This window comes from Allobosea sp. AAP35 (genome assembly GCF_001295925.1).
In the GTDB taxonomy this organism is placed as follows: domain Bacteria; phylum Pseudomonadota; class Alphaproteobacteria; order Rhizobiales; family Beijerinckiaceae; genus Allobosea.
The window spans coordinates 36,140-51,190 of the sequence record NZ_LJHQ01000043.1 but is presented as its reverse complement, the minus strand read 5'-3'; the positions used below and the strand labels follow the sequence as shown (position 1 = coordinate 51,190).

Below are 15,051 nucleotides of genomic sequence, written 5' to 3'. Positions count from 1 at the left end.
GTTATGCGCGCATTAGCCCGCCGCTTCGGAGGAAGGTTCGTAATCCCAGCCATAGCGGATAACAACGTCTCCGAAGTGAGGATGCGGCAGCGCCCCTGTGCCGAATGGGTCTCCCTCGATCACGGTAAGCGTCGCGGCGCCCATAATCTTGTCGGCTAATTCCCGATCGCGCAGGCAAGCAATGTCGAGTTCGTAATTGCCGGGCAGGAGCGGCACCTCTGGCAGACGGCAAACCAGCCGTCCCTTCGGCCAGAGACGGCCCTTGGTTTGGCGTGTCGCATCGCTCGGCGCTCCAAACAGGCGCACCCCTTTGGAATTGGAGAATACGATGTTGGCAAGCAGTTCGGCAGGGCCGTCGAAGCCCGGCTGGCACTCATAATTCAGGACGATGGAGGCCGGTTCGCCGGACCTGACATAGTTGAGTACCTGGCCCGACAGGTCTTCCAGGTGATAGCTGGTGAAGCGGACGACGCCGCTTCCGATGCGATCCCGGCGGTCGGCTAGCGAGGCGATGCCTTTGGCCTGATGCTCCTGCCCATAGTAGCGGTTGATGACGTCGCCGGAGGGGCCGTCATCGACCACCACGCCCCCCTCCAGCCTGACGGTACGCGGGCAGAGGCTGGCCACCGAAGCCATGCTGTGGCTGACGAAAACCACGGTCCGTGCCTGGTCCTGCGTGAGCGAATCGACCTTGCTCAGGCATTTTTCCTGGAAGGCCAGATCGCCGACCGCGAGCACCTCGTCGATGATCAGGATGTCCGGCTCGACATGGGCGGCCACGGAGAATCCAAGGCGGACACGCATTCCCGACGAATAATGCTTCACAGGCGTATCCAGAAAGCGTTCGACGCCGGAGAAGGAGACGATCTCATCGAACTTGCGCTCGATCTCGGATCGGCGCATGCCGAGCATCGTGGCATTCAGATAGATGTTCTCCCGTCCGGTGAGTTCGTCGTGAAAGCCCGTTCCGACTTCCAGAAGGCTGACCATGCTGCCTCGAATGACAGCCCGGCCCTTCGTGGGCGCGGTGATGCGGCTTAAAATCTTGAGCAACGTGCTCTTTCCGGCGCCGTTGCGGCCGATGATCCCAAGCACTTCACCGCGCTTGAGCACAAGGTTGATATCCTTCAGGGCCCAGAACGCGCGACCCTCGTCGACGGCCCGCGAACTCTCATCGTCACGGGCAGCCTGCGTCTTGCCGGAAAGCCATGTCGAAACGCCGCCGAGCGAGGCGGGGCGCCGTCCGCCGAGGTAGTAAAGCTTCTGAAGTCCCTCGACCTCGATGGCGATTTCGCTCATGGCCGTCTCACAAGAAGTCGATCATGCGCCGCTCGGCACGCACGAAGGCAACGAGACCGGCGATCAGGACGACGGTCACAAACACGGCGGCGAAGACGATGGACATCGCAGACGGCGCGGCCGTTCCCCCGATGCTCCAGCGAATGCCGCTGACGATAACTGCTACCGGATTGAGATCAAAAAACGGCCTGAACGCGGTCGGAACAAAAGATGGCGGATAAACGATCGGCGAAAGGTACATCATCACGCGCAACGCGACGGGAACGCCGATCGTGACGTCGGGGTGCGAGACAGACCAGGTCGCGATCAGCAATGACATGCCGAACGCCAACGCCACCATCATTATGATGAAGAACGGCAACGCCAGGATCGCGGGGCCGACACTAAGCTGATACGCGACGACAAGCACCAACACGATGGCGAACAAAACCAGAAAGTCGATCAGCGCCAGCGACAGGTTGCTGAGAGGCACGATCAGGCGCGGAAAACTGACTTTGGACATAACGTGTCTGGCGCTCGCGAGACTGTCGGCCGCGCCACCAATCGTCTGATTGATAAAGAGCCAGGGCACCAAACCGCTGCAAAGGAACAGCGCATAGGGCATTTCGGTCGTTCTAACGCCAAGAATGAACCCGAACACGACGACATAGGTGAGGATCTCCAACGCAGGACGGAGAAAAATCCAGGCGCGTCCAAGCGAAGCGGGCCGATAGCGGCCGTTTAGATCGCGCTTGACCATATGAGTCAGGAGTTCGCGCGATTGCCAGGCCAGGCCCAGTTTCGACAGCAAAGACGCTTCTGTTGAGTCGATGACCGTGACGTGACGAGAAAGCATGCTCTCTACGAACCCATTGCGATGTTGGGAAAAGACGCGCACCCTTCTCCATCCACGAGCCAAAAGTCAACGCATGGGATCGGAGCATGGGGCATGGGCCAGCCGAACTCGTTCGCGCGATGCGGTCCGAAATCGCCAGCTCCCGCGGAAGCGGTCAGTCCGAAGGCGTCGCGCTGCTTAACCTTGGCCTCCCGAGCGGCGTCAGCGGATGGCGCGGCGCCCCGCAGGCCTCACGCTTGAAGACATCCGGCCATGCCGCCGGTGCACTCGCAGGCATGGCTCGTATCGCCCACCAGGGACGCTTCTGCGACTGACCTGAGACCCTTTTCTCCTCCGACCTGAGGGAGAGTCCTGAGTTTGATTTCTGGCCTCACGCGGCCTGTTTTTCCAGCGTCGATTTGAATGCGAACTCGGCGGGCGTCATGGTGCCGAGCGCCGAGTGGGGTCTGTTCCGGTTGTAGTCCTCCTTCCATGAGCTGATGGCGTTGCGGGCTTCAGTGAGCGTCGAGAACAGCGTGTCGTTGAGGAACTCATCTCGGAAGCGTCCGTTGAAGCTCTCGACGAAGGCATTCTGCGTCGGCTTGCCGGGGGCGATTTAGCGCCACTCGACGCCGGTCTCCTGGCACCAGCGCAGAATCGCCATCGAGGTGAACTCGGTGCCGTTGTCGGACACGATCGTCCCCGGCCGGCCGCGCAGGCGAATGACGCCATCCAGTTCGCGGGTCACGCGCAGACCCGAGAGCGAGGTGTCGGCGACGAGTGCCAGGCACTCGCGCGTATAGTCGTCGACGATGGCGAGCACCCTGAAGCGGCGACCGTCCGAGATCGTGTCGGAGAGAAAATCGAGGCTCCAGCGCGCATTGGCCCGATCAGGCACGAGCATGGCCTGCGCGTGCCCAATGCCCGTTTGCGGCCGCCGCGGCGGCGGACCTGCAACTTCTCTTCGCGATAGAGCCGTCGCAGCTTCTTCTGGTTCATCACGATGCCCTGGCGGTCCAGCATGACGTGGATCCTGCGGTAGCCGAACCGCCGGCGCTCTCCTGCCACGGCCTTCATCGCCTCGCGCAACAGGGCATCGTCCGGCCGGGTGCTCGTGTCACGCACCGTCGAGCGGTCGATCTTCAAGGCCAGGCACGCCCGATGCTGGCTCACCGCATGCACCGTGCAGGCATGAGCCACCACCTTCCGCTTCGCATCGGGCGTCACCATTTTTTTGCGGCGACATCCCTGAGGATCGCGTTGTCGAGCATCTGTTCGGCCAGCAGCTTCTTGAGGGGGCGTTCTCGTCCTCAAGGGTCTTCAGCCGGCGCGCATCCGACACGTCCATCCCGCCATACTTAGCCTTGAACTTGTAGAAGGTCGCCGAGGAGATGCCGTACTTGCGGCATCCATCAGCCGTCGCCGCTCCGGCCTCCTGCTCCTTCAGCATCCCGATGATCTGCTCTTCCGTAAATCGTGAGGGGCGCATTGTCCGTCTCCTTGAGTGACGGACTCTACTCAAATCTGGAGGAGGATCAGGGTCTCAGGTCATGGGGTGCGCGGTCTTTTTTGCGCGTGATGGCGTGCCGGGCGAAGAAGCGCTGTATCGTGCCGAAGCCGAAGGCGAGACCCTGCCGCGCCAGGCTCGCGCGAACTTCTTCGATCGTGGCGTCCCGGCCTGGGCCGAGCGCCGCCATTACCGCGTCATGGTGCGCCTCGATCCGACCCGAACGCCGATCGCCGCCAAGCCGCCCGGGCCGCGGATCGCCCTGATCGCGCTCACGCTTGCGCCAGCGGCTCACGCTGGCCGCGCTCACGCCGAAACGCTCGGCCGCCTCGCGATGCGTAGCACCAGCCGCCACAGCTCCAAGAACCCGAACCCGAAGATCGACCGACAGCGCTCTCGACATGCCTGCCGGCCTCCATCCGGCAGACAGTGTGAAGCACTTCACCCTTGATTTGGGAATCCCTCACGATTCAATCAGGTCGGGTTCCGCTCTAGGTCCTGGATCTAAATCTGAGCGTTGATTATCCGTCCAGACAGCGCAGGCAATCTCAGTTCGCCGGGAAGCCGGACACCTTTCTGCGCAGCCGGTATGACACCATAAAACGGCTCATCACGATTGTTAAGAACTACGGTGGCTTTTGAGAAATGCCGTACTTGCACGTGATCGGCTATGCGATAGCGAGGGCCTAAAGGTTTTCCGATATCGATCTCAAGCTCACTAAAAAATGCTTCGCTTGCGAAAATATCAAGTATTGAAGTTGGATGACTATAAATTAAAGGAGTCATACCGCCCTGAGTATATAAAAGATAAAAAGCCAAACAATAATTCATGATCTGGCGCTCTTTCTCGCGCGTTGTTTTGCGGAAGCGCCATTTCCAACCTGGATCAATATCCTCGGCGCCATGAAAACGATAGCTGCCTTGTTTTATTATAATAGTTTTCCCAAGTTCAAGAGCGATATCGAAGAGTTGTTGAAGTCGTTTATAATAATTCTCAGGATCAGGTCCATTGTCACGCCACTCGGTTCTGAACGGTTGCTCCCAGAATGCGCCATGGCAAGCGCTAAGAAAAAGACGAGCTTTCTTCGGATCTGTATGATAAATGCCGTCTAAAGTTAGACCATTACAGAATATTTCTTTTCCAGAAGACGCTGCACGCTCTGAAATTCTTGATAACAAATTAAATTGATTTTCTTCAAAATGACTGAACCAGTCAATGGGCATCAATTCAGGAATACCTGAACCAAATGCGAACTGACTTGCAGAATAATCGATAAGTATGGCGTCAATATTATTAACATTCATCGCATCTACGATTTTGTCTGCGATGTAAATATGAAATTCAGGATTTCGAATATCAAAAACATCACCGCCCGCGTTTAAAGCGCCACGCTCTGCGAACTTAACTCGATTATCCTTGGTCACATTTTTGCCAGGAGTATGGAGGAAGAACCGCTCCTCTGCCTCTGCGTAGCCAGGCATTGCTGCGGTGTCAGCAAAATTGACGGTCGTGTAGCCAATGAACTTCCGGTGAACTCCTGCCTTCTCAAATGAAGCGCGCACCGCCCGGTAAAGCGGCATATCCATTGCTAGCTTTGCAATCGACTCGTCATAGTGGTAGGGGCTGCTTGCATATCTCTGGTAATGATAGAATTCATTGTCTTCCTTCAATTCACCGTTAGTTTTGATCCGATTGAGCGAATTATATGGCTCACGCATGAAGCTCGCCAAAAGTGAGCTCGTTCCAGTTGGAATTGAGTAATTGACAAATCTTCGAGTGGACCACGGGTCTCCGAATGGATTTACTGTACGCTCAATATCTGACTTAACGCATTGTTTGTTTCGGTATGAACCGTAAAGTTTCGCTGATGATGCGATCAATACTCCGCTGCCCATTATTCGGAGTAATATTCGCCTCGTCGACACGATTGTCTTCCGCTCCCTCGACATAATCCGATTTCGGCATATTGGTGACCGCTACAACTGTCAACGTGATAATAGGGCGGCTTCGGCTGGTGCTTTTTTGTATGGTACGTCGGCCACGTCGGGTTCATCGGCTCGAGGGCGACTGCCGCGCGACAATCAGGATGGGAATTTCGCGACAATCAGGGTTAGAGGCTTTGCCGGGATCGGGGTGTAGGGAGGGCGTAGCCCGACCGGAAGCCCGATCCCGGCGAGCGGCCTTTTGTTACTCGTGTGGAGCTTGGGTCAGGTGATCGCAATCGACCGGATACGGCGAGCATCTTTGTGCTTCTCGCGCTTTACACCGGGCCCTGTTCTCGTCGAGCAGGTGAGGCGCTGGCATTACTGCTTGGTATCAACACCCCGCCCTGGCCGGTGGCCGAAAATCTCCGCGGGCACGATCGGCAGCAAAGCCGGCAACTCCCGCCTGTACATCTCGTCCGAGGCCATCAGGAACGCGCAGTGCTTGCACTTTCCGAGTCTACCTGGATCTTCAGCGAAGGAGGGCGTCGCGGGTGGCGATCGACGAAGTCGTGCAACTGCCCGCAACGCAAGACTCGCCAAGGATGATATGTGCGATGATTAGCCGCATTCTGCGGCAGCGCGCTGTGGGAGGGCCTGATTGCGAATTATGTTGAAGGCAATGATGCCTCCACCTGAAAGCGCCACCGCCCCCATGGTGTTCTTGGACCGTGACGGCGTGCTCAATGAGGAGGTCAACTACGCTTTTCGACTCGACCAGATCACCTGGGTTGAGGGGGCTTTCTCAGCCGTGCGGCGACTGAACCAACTTGGCTACCGGGCCGTCGTCGTCACCAACCAGTCCGGCATCGCGCGTGGCTTCTATACAGAGGAGGATGTGCGCGTGCTCCATGTCGAGATGGCGCGCATCATGGCGGACAACGGAGCGCGGATCGACGCGTTCTACTATGCTCCCCATCATCCGGACGCGACGATCGCCGCTTATCGCGTCGATCACGAGGATCGCAAACCGCGACCGGGCATGTTGCTCAAGGCGCTGCAGGCTTTTCCGACGGACATGCAGCGCACTTTTTTGATCGGCGACCGCGCGACCGACCTCGAAGCCGCCAAAGCCGCCGGCATTGCCGGATTTCTGTTCAAGGATGGTCGTCTCGATGTCTTCGTCGAGGATTGCCTTGCTGCCTTGTGAGGGCCTGGTCGTCAGTGGGAAAGGGGACAGGCCAGATGCCTGATGACCGCGTCGCCAATCCGGAGCCGCCGCACCCGCTGCTTCTTGACAGATGCGGGCGGGGTGGTTCTTCGCTGGGGCCTCGTTCAGCCTTGATCATTCCCATCCCTGCCGGAGTTCATTTGGCGTGTCATTGAGATTCCTCGTCACGGGCGGCGCCGGCTTCATCGGTTCGGCTGTGGTCCGCAAGCTGATCGACGAGACGCAGTCCAACGTCTGTGTCGTCGACAAGCTGACCTATGCCGGCAATCTCGCCTCGCTCGCGCCGGTCTCCGGCAGCAACCGCTACCGCTTCGAGCAGGTCGATATCGGCGATGGCGAACGGGTGCGCGCGATCTTCTCCGACTTCGACCCCGACATCGTCCTGCATCTGGCGGCCGAAAGCCATGTCGATCGCTCGATCGACGGGCCCGGCGACTTCATCCAGACCAATATCGTGGGCACCTTCGCGCTGCTGCAGGAGGCGCTGCGCCATTGGCGTGGGCTCGACCAGGCTCGCAAGGCGGCTTTCCGCTTCCACCATGTCTCGACCGACGAGGTCTTCGGCTCGCTTGGCCCCGAGGGCTTCTTCCGCGAGGACACGGCCTATCAGCCCAACTCGCCCTATTCGGCGTCCAAGGCAGCCTCCGACCATCTGGTGCGCGCCTGGCACCACACCTATGGCCTGCCGACGGTGATGACCAATTGCTCGAACAATTACGGGCCGTATCACTTCCCCGAAAAGCTGATCCCGCTGACGATCATCAACGCGCTCGAGGGCAAGCCGCTGCCGGTCTATGGCAACGGCCTCAACGTGCGCGACTGGCTCTATGTCGACGACCATGCCGATGCGCTGCTGACGGTGGCCGCGAAGGGCGTCGTCGGCGAGACCTATAATATCGGCGGCCATAACGAGAAGACCAATCTCGATGTGGTGAAGTGCATCTGCGCCCTGCTCGACGCGTTGCGCCCCGACCCGGCCGGGCCGCATGAGCGCCTCATCACCTACGTCACCGACCGCCCCGGCCATGATGCGCGCTATGCCATCGATGCCGGCAAGATCGGCCGTGAACTCGGCTGGACGCCGAAGGAGACGTTCGACACAGGCTTGCGGCGCACGGTCGAATGGTATCTGGCCAATCCCGGCTGGTGGGGCGATATCCGCTCGGGCGTCTATCGCGGCGAGCGCCTCGGCGCGGCCTGAACGAAACCGGACGAACCCATGCTGAGCGTCGAACCGACCGCGATTCCCGCCGTCAAGATCATCACCCCGAAGAAGCATGGCGACCATCGCGGCTTTTTCTCCGAGGTGTACAATCGCGCCGCGATGGCCGAGGCCGGGATCGACCTCGTCTTCGTGCAGGACAATCACTCGCTTTCGGGACCCGTCGGCACGTTGCGGGGGCTCCACTTCCAATCGCCGCCCTTCGCGCAGGACAAGCTCGTGCGCGTGACCCGGGGGCGCATCCTGGACATCGCCGTCGATATCCGCGCCTCTTCGCCGAGCTTCGGCCGGCATGTCGCCGTCGAGCTCTCGGCGGAAAACTGGCGTCAGATACTGATCCCTGCCGGCTTCGCCCATGGCTTCGTCACGCTCGAACCCGACACCGAGGTGCTCTACAAGGTCACGGCCCCCTATGGCCCGGCCAACGACCATGGGCTGGCCTTCGACGATCCGGCGCTCGGGATCGACTGGCGCCTGCCGCCTGACGCGCTGGTCCTCTCGGACAAAGACCGTCGGCATCCCCGGCTGTCCGATTTGCCGCGCTATTTTGATTGACCGCGATGCGCATCACCGTGACAGGGCTGTCGGGGCAGGTCGTGCTTTCGATGCGGGAGCGCGCGCCGCAGGGCGTCAGCGTCACCGCGCTCGGACGGCCTGGGCTCGATCTCGAACGGCTCGAGACGATCGCTCCGGCGATCATCGCCAGCCGGCCGGATGTCGTGGTCAATGCGGCAGCGTTCACCGCCGTCGATCTGGCCGAGAGCCAGGAGGAGACGGCACGGCAAGTCAATGGAGACGCCGCCGGCGAGGTCGCAAAGGCTGCCGCCGCGCTCGGCGTCCCCGTCATCCAGATCTCGACCGACTACGTCTTCGACGGCGCGCTCGACCGCGCTTATCGCGAGGACGACCCGGTCGGCCCGATCTCGGCCTATGGCCGCAGCAAGCTCGCGGGCGAGCGAGCGGTGGCCGCCGCGACGGGCAACCATGTGATCCTGCGTACTGCCTGGGTCTACAGCCCCTTCGGCGCAAATTTCGTCAAGACGATGCTGCGGCTGGCGGAGACGCGCGACGAAATCGGCGTCGTCGCCGATCAGGCCGGATGCCCGACCAGCGCGCTCGACATCGCCGATGCCATCTTCGCTGTTGCGAGCAATCTCATCGAGAACTCGGATGAGGCAGCCTTGCGGGGGATTTTCCATATGGGCGCGCAAGGCGCCGCCGTCTGGGCCGATGTCGCCGAGGTGATCTTCGCCGAGCGCCAGCGACAGGGCGGCGCGCCCGTGCGGGTCAAGCGCATCACCACCGCCGACTATCCGACACCAGCCCAAAGGCCGGCGAATTCGCGCATGGACTCCTCCAGACTCGCCACCACTCACCAGGTCACGCTGCCGCCCTGGCAGGACGCTCTGCGCGCCTGCGTGCGCCGGCTCATGGCGCAACAGAAAACGGGATAACACGACGATGAAGGGCATCATCCTGGCCGGCGGCTCCGGCACGCGGCTCCATCCGATGACATTGGCGATGTCGAAGCAGCTCCTGCCGGTCTACGACAAGCCGATGATCTATTATCCGCTGTCGACGCTGATGCTGGCCGGCATCCGCGAGGTGCTGATCATCTCGACGCCGCACGACCTGCCGCATTTCCAGCGCCTGCTGGGTGATGGCTCGGATTGGGGCATGCAGCTTTCCTATGCCGAGCAGCCCCATCCAGGCGGTCTGGCGCAGGCTTATCTCATCGGCGCCGATTTCGTTGCCGGCGAGCCGTCCGTCCTGATTCTCGGCGACAATTTGTTCTACGGCCATACCTTGCCGGAGATGATGGCCTCGGCTGCGGCGCGCCCCAGGGGCGCCAGCGTGTTCGCCTATCATGTCCGCGATCCAGAGCGTTACGGCGTGGTCGAGTTCGACCCGGTCGGCAAAGCGATCTCGATCGTGGAGAAACCGACCATTCCGAAGTCGAACTGGGCCGTCACCGGCCTTTATTTCTACGACGCCCAGGTCGTCGATATTGCCGCCAACCTCAAACCATCCGCCCGTGGCGAACTCGAGATCACCGACGTCAACCGTGTCTATCTGGAGCGCGGCGAGCTCTCCGTGGCATGCATGGGCCGCGGCTTCGCCTGGCTCGACACCGGCACGCCCGACAGCCTGCTGCAGGCCTCGGAGTTCGTCCGGACGCTGGAAAGCCGTCAGGATCTGCGCATCGCCTGCCCGGAGGAGATCGCCGCGCGGCAAGGGTGGATCTCTGCCCCGCAACTCGCCGCCCTCGGCGAGAGGCTCAGGAAAGGCGATTACGGTCAGTACATCCTGAGGATCGCGCGCGAACTGGCGCGGTGACGCAGGGCGATTGCGGGACGCCTCGCGGCGATGGCGCCCTCGTGCCGCTCAAGTGGTGGCCTGCCGGGCGAAGTCGAGGCCTTCCTGCAGCAGGGCTTCTGCGGCTGACTGATCGGGCGCCTCGACATAGACGCGCAGCTCCGGTGCATTGCCCGAGGCCCGGATATGGACCGTGGTGCCGTCTCCCAGCGTGAGGCGCAGACCGTCTCGACGGTCGCAGGCGGCGACGCCGCCATGGGCGGCGAAGGCCGCATCGCGATAGGCCGGGTCTTCCGCATCCAGCCTGGCGATGAGGGCCGCCGTCTTGTTCTGCGGCACCTCCTGCAGGCGGTTCGACAGGGCAATCGTGAAATTCTGCTCGGCGGCGAGCCGGCTCAGCGGTTTTTGAGCGCGGGCAGAGGCCGTTAGCGTGGCCAGGATCGGCAAAATCGCATCGCGCGTCGGCAGGGCGGCAAGGCTGACGCCATCATGCGCGACATCGGAGCCCAGCAGCACGCCGCCATTGGCCTCGAAGCCGACGACGAGGTGGGCGCCCGCCGCGGTCGCCTGCGCCATGCCGGCGATCACAAAAGGCGACCCCACCTTGGTGCGCAGGACCTGTGCGAACAGGCCAAGCCGCTCCAGGGCCGAGTTCGAAGTCACGGGCGTCACGATGGTGTCGGCGCCGAGAAAAGCGGCCGTCAGCGCGCCGACGAGATCGCCGCGGAGAAACCGGCCTACCTCGTCGGCAACCAGCGGGCGATCGGCATCGCCATCGGTGGAGACGATCGCGTCGAGCCTCTGGCTGCCCGCCCATTCGATCGCCAGCGCGACGTCCTCGGGACGCAACGCCTCGGTGTCGACGGGGATGAAGCGGTCGGCGCGCCCGAGCGGGACAGGTCTGGCGCCAAGCGCAGCGAGCAGATCGCAGATCACGTCGCGCCCGACCGAGGAATGCTGGTAGACGCCGACCGTCAGGCCCCGCAGGGCATCCGCGCCGAAAAATTCGAGATAGCGCGTCTGATAGGCGGCCAACGCATCATGCGTGCGGGGCGCGACGATCTCGGCAGGAACCGTGTCGAGATTCAATTTTGCATGCCAGGCGAGGATCCGCGCCTCATCTGTTTTGTCGATCTCGCCCTCGCTGCGGTAGAATTTGAGGCCGTTGCGATCATCGGGAATATGGCTGCCGGTGACCATGATGGCTGGCGCGCCGAGCTGGGCTGCGGCCAGCGCAAGCGCCGGGGTCGGGATCGCACCGCCATCGACGGGTACGAGACCAGCGTCGACGATGGCCCGCGCGCATTGCGCCGCGATGAGAGGGCTCGACGAGCGCAGATCCCGCCCGATCAGAACTTCGCCGCTCGGTCCCGCCGCGCCGTCCTCGCCAATCATCGCACAAAAGGCGCGGACATGGCTGTAGGCCGGTAGACCGACGAGCTCGGTGACGAGACCGCGCAGGCCAGAGGTTCCGAATTTGAGACTCGTCATCGGGACCGCCTGTCACTGTTGCCGATACGGATCTTGCCGTCGTCGCGGACGGCATCAGGGAGCCCTGTTCATAGGCCGACGATGCCGTCGAAAGCAACGCTGTGGGCGCTGCTGCGAGCCTGGCGGTTCGGCTCAGCGCTCGGCCGACGCCGCCCAGATGTTGACGCCGCCTTCGCCTGCATGCTGGTCGATCAGCTTCAACTCCTCGGCGCTAAAATCGGGCCGCTTCAAGGCCGCGACGCAGTCTTCCACCTGCTCGGGGCGGCTGGCCCCGATCAGGGCGGAGGTGATCCGGCCGCCGCGCAGGACCCAGGCGATCGCCATCTGCGCGAGGCTTTGGTCGCGCCCGGCGGCGATCTCGTTGAGGGCGGCGATGCGCGTCAGGTTGTCGTCGGAGAGGAAGCCGTCGCGGAAGGAGGGCGCCTTCTTGGCGGCGCGGCTGCCGTCGGGCACGCCGCCGAGATATTTCGAGGTCAGCATGCCCTGGGCCAGCGGCGAGAACACGATCGAACCGATGCCCTCCTCGTCGAGCGTGTCGAGCAGGCCGTCCTCCTCGATCCAGCGGTTGATCATCGAATAGCTCGGCTGGTGGATCAGGCAGGGCGTGCCGAGCCGGCGCAGGATAGCGGCCGCCTCGCGGGTGCGTTTGGCATTGTAGGAGGACAGCCCGACATAGAGCGCCTTGCCCTGGCGCACGGCCTGATCGAGCGCGCCCATCGTCTCTTCCAGCGGCGTCTCGGGATCGAACCGATGCGAATAGAAGATGTCGACATAGTCGAGCTTCAGGCGCTTGAGGCTCTGGTCGAGGCTGGAGAGCAGATATTTGCGGCTGCCCCACTCGCCATAGGGGCCCGGCCACATCCGGTAGCCGGCCTTGGTCGAGATCACCAACTCGTCGCGATGGGAGGCGAAGTCCTGGTGCAGTATCTCCCCGAAGGCGGTTTCCGCCGAGCCCGGCGGGGGCCCGTAGTTATTGGCCAGATCGAAATGGGTGATGCCGAGATCGAACGCCGTCCGGCAGATCCGTCGGCCGAGATCGGGCGCGGTGGTCTCGCCGAAATTGTGCCAGAGGCCGAGCGAGAGGGCGGAAAGCTTGAGGCCGCTGCGGCCGCAGCGGTTGTAGATCATCTGGTCGTAACGGGTTTCGCTGGGCATGGTGAGATTTCGGCTCCCTTTGGCTTCTTTGCAGGAGCGACGATAGCCCGCCCTCACGCCCGACGCAGCCACCCTGATGCAGTTTTGCCTGCGGTCTACGGCGCTCATACGCCCGTCGCAATCATGCTGACCAGTTGCAGACAGGCGGCGCAGCATCGCGACGTCTGCAATCGGTTGGAGTGGAGCCCGCCATGTATTCCAGCGGTGTTCGCGGCGTCGGCATCACGGCCGGCCAGCCCGCCAGCGATCTGTCCGATCTGCCGGCGATTCTCGACCGGGTCGAGCGGCTGGAAGTCGATACCGTCGAATTGTCGACCTGTGCGATGGATCTGATCTTCGGCGGCCGGATCCATCGGCCCCATCTCGACCTGCTCAAGCGCGCCTGCGCCGGCCGGCCCTTCGGCTACAGCGTGCATGGGCCGCTGGCGATCAACTTCTTCGACGAGCCCACCCGGCTGCAACGGCATTTCGACGTACTGCGGGCTTCGCTGGAGATCGCCGCAGAACTTGGCGCTGTGCATTATGTGATGCATTCGGGCGTGATGCCGCTTGCGCCGGCCGAGGTCGTTGAGGCGGCCTATCTGCGTCAACGCGAATGGCTGAGGAAGGCTGGCGATGCGGCGCGTGATGGCGGCATCCTGCTCTGCGTCGAGACCATGTTCGACTATCATCCCGGCCGGCTTTACGCCTCCCTGCCCTCGCGGCTCGCCAGCGAAATGGCCGCGATCGACCACGACCATGTCTGGGCGACGCTGGATTTCAGCCATGCCTTCCTGCGGCTCGGCTCGATCGGCGGCGACTATCTTGAAGAGATCGCCGCTCTCGCGCCCCTTGCCAAGCATCTGCACATGCATGATTCTTTTGGGCGCCCCGATGCGTTCGAGACCGTTTTCCCGAGCGAGAAGTTCGCCTTCGGGCATGGCGACATCCATCTGCCGGTGGGCTGGGGCGGAATTCCCTGGGAGGCGCTGATGGAGCGCTGCACCTTCCCGGAAGGCGTGCTGCTCAACATCGAGCTCAATCCGCGGCTCTGGTATGCCGTCGATGACGCCATGGCGGCGACGCGGGCGCTCGCTGGCAAGGTCAGGACCGCCCCGCGAAAACAAACCTGATCGCTGGCTCTCGGTTTGCGTACGCTCGGTTTGCGTGCGTGAGGGTCAGACCGCGATCGGCAGCGTCTGCGGGAGCGGATCATGGGCCACGTGCCATTGATCGGTCGCCACGGACTGGTTCATCTGCCGCAGGATCAGGTCGAGACCGATGCGATGGGGCATGGCGATCAGGCAATTGCCGCCCTTATCCCTCAGGCACCATCCAGAATCATGCCGTTCGACTTTAATATTATTTGTCATATCGACGCTGTTCCTTCAGGCTTACAAAGCTTCAACGCCGGTGGCCCCTAGATGTTCCGCGCTGGTTTCCGTAGGTCTTCTTGCGGAATCAGCCTGCCGTCAAAGTGCCACCCTCAGTATTCGTAGCTGCGCTCGCAAGTCTATCGGCTCGACGAAATGCACAGCCTGCATGCCGACCTGCCGGGCAGCCTCGATATTCCTGGCGCTGTCGTCGATGAAGATGCACTCCGGCGCCGCGAGTGAATATCGCTCGAGCAGGATCTGGTAGATCGCCGGATCGGGCTTGACGACGCCCTCATGGGCCGAGACCACGACGCCGTCGAAGCTCTGCAGGAAGGGGAAGCGGATCAGGCATTCCGCCCATTTCTCGCGCGAGAAATTGGTGATGGCGTAGACCTTCTCGCCGCGGCCCTTGAGCTCTTCCAGCACGGCGACGCTGTCCTCGATCATGCCGGGAACGGCCTCGTGCCAGCGCTCGTCATAGGCCCTGATCTGGCTTTCCCATTCCGGATGGCGGGCGACGAGGAGCGCGACGCCCTCCTCCCAGCTGCGGCCGCGATCCTGCTCGAGGTTCCAGGCGGCGGTGCAGACGTTCTGCATGAACCATGCCCGCTTTCCGTCGTCGGGAATCATCTCGCGATAGACATGGAGCGGATCCCAGCGGATCAGAACATTGCCGACATCGAACACGATGGTGGGCATCTGGGCAGGCATGTCGTGGCGTCCGGAGGCTTGAGGGTC

Annotated in this window: 13 protein-coding genes and 2 pseudogenes; 7 read left to right on the top strand and 8 right to left on the bottom strand. The window is 62.2% G+C overall.

Features of this window, described 5'->3' with window-relative positions; genetic code table 11:
* Positions 1 to 12: 12 nt before the first annotated feature.
* The 5 genes and pseudogenes from IP69_RS14745 to IP69_RS21505 all read right to left on the bottom strand — a co-directional run bounded on the left by IP69_RS14745 (position 13) and on the right by IP69_RS21505 (position 5,339).
* Entirely contained in the window at positions 13 to 1,299 is a 1,287-nt protein-coding gene (locus IP69_RS14745) for an ABC transporter ATP-binding protein (RefSeq protein ID WP_054143590.1), read from the bottom strand.
* A 7-nt stretch (positions 1,300 to 1,306) separates the two neighbouring features.
* Positions 1,307 to 2,176 (bottom strand): ABC transporter permease, encoded by an 870-nt coding sequence (locus tag IP69_RS14740; RefSeq protein WP_156323478.1) that lies wholly within the window; start codon positions 2,174 to 2,176, stop codon positions 1,307 to 1,309.
* 328 nt (positions 2,177 to 2,504) lie between these two features.
* Positions 2,505 to 3,602 (bottom strand): annotated as a pseudogene (locus IP69_RS14735) (IS3 family transposase).
* A gap of 76 nt (positions 3,603 to 3,678) precedes the next feature.
* Positions 3,679 to 4,023: pseudogene (locus tag IP69_RS14730) on the bottom strand (helix-turn-helix domain-containing protein); the annotation flags it as partial.
* 101 nt (positions 4,024 to 4,124) lie between these two features.
* Entirely contained in the window at positions 4,125 to 5,339 is a 1,215-nt protein-coding gene (locus tag IP69_RS21505; protein ID WP_197279887.1) for a putative glycoside hydrolase, read from the bottom strand.
* Positions 5,340 to 6,228: 889 nt separating this feature from the next.
* Between IP69_RS21505 and IP69_RS14720 the strand changes: the two genes are divergently transcribed.
* The 5 genes from IP69_RS14720 to rfbA all read left to right on the top strand — a co-directional run bounded on the left by IP69_RS14720 (position 6,229) and on the right by rfbA (position 10,333).
* The gene (locus IP69_RS14720) at positions 6,229 to 6,753 is read left to right on the top strand and encodes an HAD family hydrolase (protein WP_054143618.1); all 525 of its coding nucleotides are present in this window, start codon (positions 6,229 to 6,231) and stop codon (positions 6,751 to 6,753) included.
* Between the two features lie 166 nt (positions 6,754 to 6,919).
* Positions 6,920 to 7,975 (top strand): dTDP-glucose 4,6-dehydratase, encoded by a 1,056-nt coding sequence (gene rfbB / locus IP69_RS14715; RefSeq protein ID WP_054143586.1) that lies wholly within the window; start codon positions 6,920 to 6,922, stop codon positions 7,973 to 7,975.
* A gap of 18 nt (positions 7,976 to 7,993) precedes the next feature.
* A complete protein-coding gene (rfbC, locus tag IP69_RS14710) occupies positions 7,994 to 8,551 on the top strand; it encodes a dTDP-4-dehydrorhamnose 3,5-epimerase (RefSeq protein ID WP_054143585.1) in 558 nt (185 codons plus the stop codon).
* A 5-nt stretch (positions 8,552 to 8,556) separates the two neighbouring features.
* Entirely contained in the window at positions 8,557 to 9,450 is an 894-nt protein-coding gene (gene rfbD / locus IP69_RS14705) for a dTDP-4-dehydrorhamnose reductase (RefSeq protein WP_054143584.1), read from the top strand.
* Positions 9,451 to 9,457: 7 nt separating this feature from the next.
* Complete coding sequence (rfbA, locus tag IP69_RS14700) at positions 9,458 to 10,333, top strand: glucose-1-phosphate thymidylyltransferase RfbA (protein WP_054143583.1); 876 nt, start codon at positions 9,458 to 9,460, stop codon at positions 10,331 to 10,333.
* Between the two features lie 48 nt (positions 10,334 to 10,381).
* On the opposite strand, the gene IP69_RS14695 is transcribed toward rfbA, so the two are convergent.
* Together IP69_RS14695 and mgrA are read right to left on the bottom strand one after the other, a co-directional pair.
* Complete coding sequence (locus tag IP69_RS14695) at positions 10,382 to 11,803, bottom strand: phosphomannomutase (RefSeq protein WP_054143582.1); 1,422 nt, start codon at positions 11,801 to 11,803, stop codon at positions 10,382 to 10,384.
* A 132-nt stretch (positions 11,804 to 11,935) separates the two neighbouring features.
* Positions 11,936 to 12,958 (bottom strand): L-glyceraldehyde 3-phosphate reductase, encoded by a 1,023-nt coding sequence (gene mgrA / locus IP69_RS14690; RefSeq protein WP_054143581.1) that lies wholly within the window; start codon positions 12,956 to 12,958, stop codon positions 11,936 to 11,938.
* Positions 12,959 to 13,149: 191 nt separating this feature from the next.
* On the opposite strand from mgrA, the gene IP69_RS14685 reads away from it, so the two are divergent.
* Entirely contained in the window at positions 13,150 to 14,070 is a 921-nt protein-coding gene (locus IP69_RS14685) for a sugar phosphate isomerase/epimerase family protein (protein ID WP_054143580.1), read from the top strand.
* Between the two features lie 81 nt (positions 14,071 to 14,151).
* Positions 14,152 to 14,361 carry a hypothetical protein gene (locus IP69_RS21920; protein ID WP_156323477.1) on the top strand — a complete coding sequence of 70 codons (210 nt, stop codon included), beginning with the start codon at positions 14,152 to 14,154 and terminating at the stop codon, positions 14,359 to 14,361.
* 48 nt (positions 14,362 to 14,409) lie between these two features.
* On the opposite strand, the gene IP69_RS14680 is transcribed toward IP69_RS21920, so the two are convergent.
* Positions 14,410 to 15,024, bottom strand: a complete 615-nt coding sequence (locus IP69_RS14680) for an HAD family phosphatase (protein WP_054143579.1) — start codon at positions 15,022 to 15,024, stop codon at positions 14,410 to 14,412.
* Positions 15,025 to 15,051 lie beyond the last annotated feature (27 nt).

Coding starts and splice junctions, on each gene's coding strand:
- IP69_RS14745 (WP_054143590.1), bottom strand. CDS start 1,299: ATGAGCGAAATCGCCATCGAGGTCGAGGGACTTCAGAAGCTTTACTAC.
- IP69_RS21505 (WP_197279887.1), bottom strand. CDS start 5,339: ATGCGTGAGCCATATAATTCGCTCAATCGGATCAAAACTAACGGTGAA.
- IP69_RS14720 (WP_054143618.1), top strand. CDS start 6,229: ATGCCTCCACCTGAAAGCGCCACCGCCCCCATGGTGTTCTTGGACCGT.
- rfbC (WP_054143585.1), top strand. CDS start 7,994: ATGCTGAGCGTCGAACCGACCGCGATTCCCGCCGTCAAGATCATCACC.
- rfbD (WP_054143584.1), top strand. CDS start 8,557: ATGCGCATCACCGTGACAGGGCTGTCGGGGCAGGTCGTGCTTTCGATG.
- rfbA (WP_054143583.1), top strand. CDS start 9,458: ATGAAGGGCATCATCCTGGCCGGCGGCTCCGGCACGCGGCTCCATCCG.
- IP69_RS14695 (WP_054143582.1), bottom strand. CDS start 11,803: ATGACGAGTCTCAAATTCGGAACCTCTGGCCTGCGCGGTCTCGTCACC.
- mgrA (WP_054143581.1), bottom strand. CDS start 12,958: ATGCCCAGCGAAACCCGTTACGACCAGATGATCTACAACCGCTGCGGC.
- IP69_RS14685 (WP_054143580.1), top strand. CDS start 13,150: ATGTATTCCAGCGGTGTTCGCGGCGTCGGCATCACGGCCGGCCAGCCC.
- IP69_RS21920 (WP_156323477.1), top strand. CDS start 14,152: ATGGGCCACGTGCCATTGATCGGTCGCCACGGACTGGTTCATCTGCCG.
- IP69_RS14680 (WP_054143579.1), bottom strand. CDS start 15,024: ATGCCTGCCCAGATGCCCACCATCGTGTTCGATGTCGGCAATGTTCTG.